The 2,342-nt window shown below is 69.0% G+C and carries 2 protein-coding genes; both read right to left on the reverse strand.

Going from position 1 to position 2,342, the window contains the following annotated elements:
* Positions 1-211: 211 nt before the first annotated feature.
* On the reverse strand, positions 212-1,486 hold the full coding sequence (gene tyrS / locus ACFWMR_RS42585) for a tyrosine--tRNA ligase (RefSeq protein ID WP_378280337.1): 1,275 nt from the start codon (positions 1,484-1,486) through the stop codon (positions 212-214).
* Between the two features lie 32 nt (positions 1,487-1,518).
* The gene (locus ACFWMR_RS42590) at positions 1,519-2,154 is read right to left on the reverse strand and encodes a DNA-3-methyladenine glycosylase (protein ID WP_378280339.1); all 636 of its coding nucleotides are present in this window, start codon (positions 2,152-2,154) and stop codon (positions 1,519-1,521) included.
* Positions 2,155-2,342 lie beyond the last annotated feature (188 nt).

The raw sequence follows: 2,342 nt of genomic DNA on the forward strand, positions 1-2,342 counted from the left end.
CACGGCCTTATCTGAAGCAGTTATTTCTAGCAGTTTTTGGTGGGACACCCACTCAATCGCCTGAGGCGAGAGCTTGGTTCGTGTCCCGGTCGGCCACCCGGTTTCCCTGGCGACTTGGAGAACTTTACATGGTCCGAGAGGGCCCGAAACAGGGGGGTACCTTAACTGCGTTTCCGCAGGTCAAGGCCCCTGTTTCGGGCCGGGACCGCGATCAGCCCCCGACGCGCACGCCGGCGACGTTGCGCTTGCCCTTGCGGACGACGAGCCAACGGCCGTGGAGAGCGTCGTCCGCGGACGGCTTCCACGCCTCGTCGGCGATCTTCGTGTTGTTGACGTACGCCCCGCCTTCCTTGACGGTGCGGCGCGCGGCGCCCTTGCTGTCGACGAGCCCGCCGGCGATCAGCAGGTCGACGATCGTCGACTCGCCGTTCGGGTCGACCTTGCCGTTCGGCACCTCGGCCATGGCGGCGTCGAGCGTCGACGAGTCGAGCTCGCGCAGCTCTCCCCTGCCGAACAGGGCCTGGCTGGCGGCGATGACCTGCCGGGTCGCCTCCTCGCCGTGCACCAGGGTGGTGAAGTCCTCCGCCAGCTTCCGCTGCGCGGACCGCAGGTGGGGGCGCTGTTCGGTGTCCTCGGCGAGCGCCGCGATCTCCTCCTGCCCGAGGAAGGAGAACATCCTCAGGTAGCGGATGACGTCGGAGTCGGCGACGTTCACGAAGTACTGGAACCACGCGTACGGCGAGGTCATCTCCGGGTCGAGCCAGACACTGCCGCCGCCGGTGGACTTCCCGAACTTGCGTCCCTCGGTGTCAGTGACCAGCGGGGCGGTCAGCGCGTGCGTGTGCCCGCCGTCGGTCCGGCGGATCAGGTCGACGCCGCCGACGAGGTTGCCCCACTGGTCCGAGCCGCCGATCTGCAGCTTGCAGCCGTACTCGCGGTACAGGTGCAGGTAGTCCTGCGACTGCAGCAACAGGTAGCTGAACTCGGTGTAGGACATGCCGTCGGCTTCGAGGCGGCGCTTCACCGTCTCCCGGTTCAGCATGGTGTTCACCGGGAAGTGCTTGCCGACGTCGCGCAGGAACTCGACCACGGTCTGCTTGCCGGTCCAGTTCAGGTTGTTTTCGATGACCGCACCGGTCGGCGAGTCGTCGAAGTCGACGAACCGCTCCAGCTGACCGCGGATCCGGTCGGCCCACGCGGAGACGGTGTCCAGCGTGTTGAGGCTGCGCTCACCGGTGTCGCGCGGGTCGCCGATCATCCCGGTGGCGACGCCCGCCAGCACGATCGGCCGGTGCCCGGCGCGCTGGAAGCGCGAGAGCATCAGCAGCGGGACGAGGTTGCCGGCGTGCAGGCTGGGCGCGGTCGGGTCGAACCCGCAATAGAGCGTGAGGGGTCCTTGGTCGAGGTCTCGCCGCAGTGCGTCGGTGTCGGTGGATTGCGCGATCAGGCCGCGCCAGGTCAGCTCGTCAAGGATGTGCTCGCTCACGCCTGTAGATCCTCCCGCACCAGGTCAACCGACTATCGGCCGGGGGCGGCCGCCCGTCGCTTGCCACCCCGCCGGTAGGTGGAGACCGCGGGCGATCCGTCGACCCAGAACCGCCATGGCGTGTCCATCGCCATCGCGACGCCGACGCGCGGTCCGGTGCGGATGTCGGCTTCGGGGACGCGTTCGCCGGTGAACAGCCGGACGGGTGACGCGGGGTCGGTCAGGTCGACGCCGTTCTCGGCCCGGTCGATGCCGAGCACCGAGGTGAGGATGGCCGGGCCCTTGGCGAGTTCGCCGTTGCCCCGCGCCGACGGCCTGCGCGCGCGGGCGACGTCCGCCCCGGACACCACTTCCCCGGCGCGCAGCAGCACGGCGCCGGGCTGCCCGTCTTCGGTGCCGACGACGTTGGCGCAGAAGTGCATGCCGTAGACGAAGTACACGTAGAGATGCCCCGCGGGTCCCCACATCACCGCGTTGCGCGGCGTCTTGCCGCGGTAGCAGTGCGACGCGGGGTCGTCGAGTCCGCGATAGGCCTCGACCTCGACCAGACGGACGGCGACCGTGCCGTCGGGACCGGTCGCTTCGATCACCGCGCCGAGCAGGAGCGTGGACAGCTCCACCGGGTCCAGCGCCAGCTCGCGCCGGGTGAACTGCCTGCCGGTCACCAAGTCTCCGCACTCCCTTTCGGCCGCGATCTCCCGGCACCGACCTTAACCGGCGGCCCCGATCTTCGGCGCCACCCGCATGCTGGTGTGGCAGCAGTCGGCGAGACCAACGACGCGGACTTCGAGTGCGGCCTCGAAGTACATGAAGGCCCCCTTCCTTGCGACAGGCGCAAGGAAGGGGGCCTTCATGT

The organism is Amycolatopsis thailandensis (genome assembly GCF_042723255.1).
GTDB lineage: Bacteria > Actinomycetota > Actinomycetes > Mycobacteriales > Pseudonocardiaceae > Amycolatopsis > Amycolatopsis thailandensis.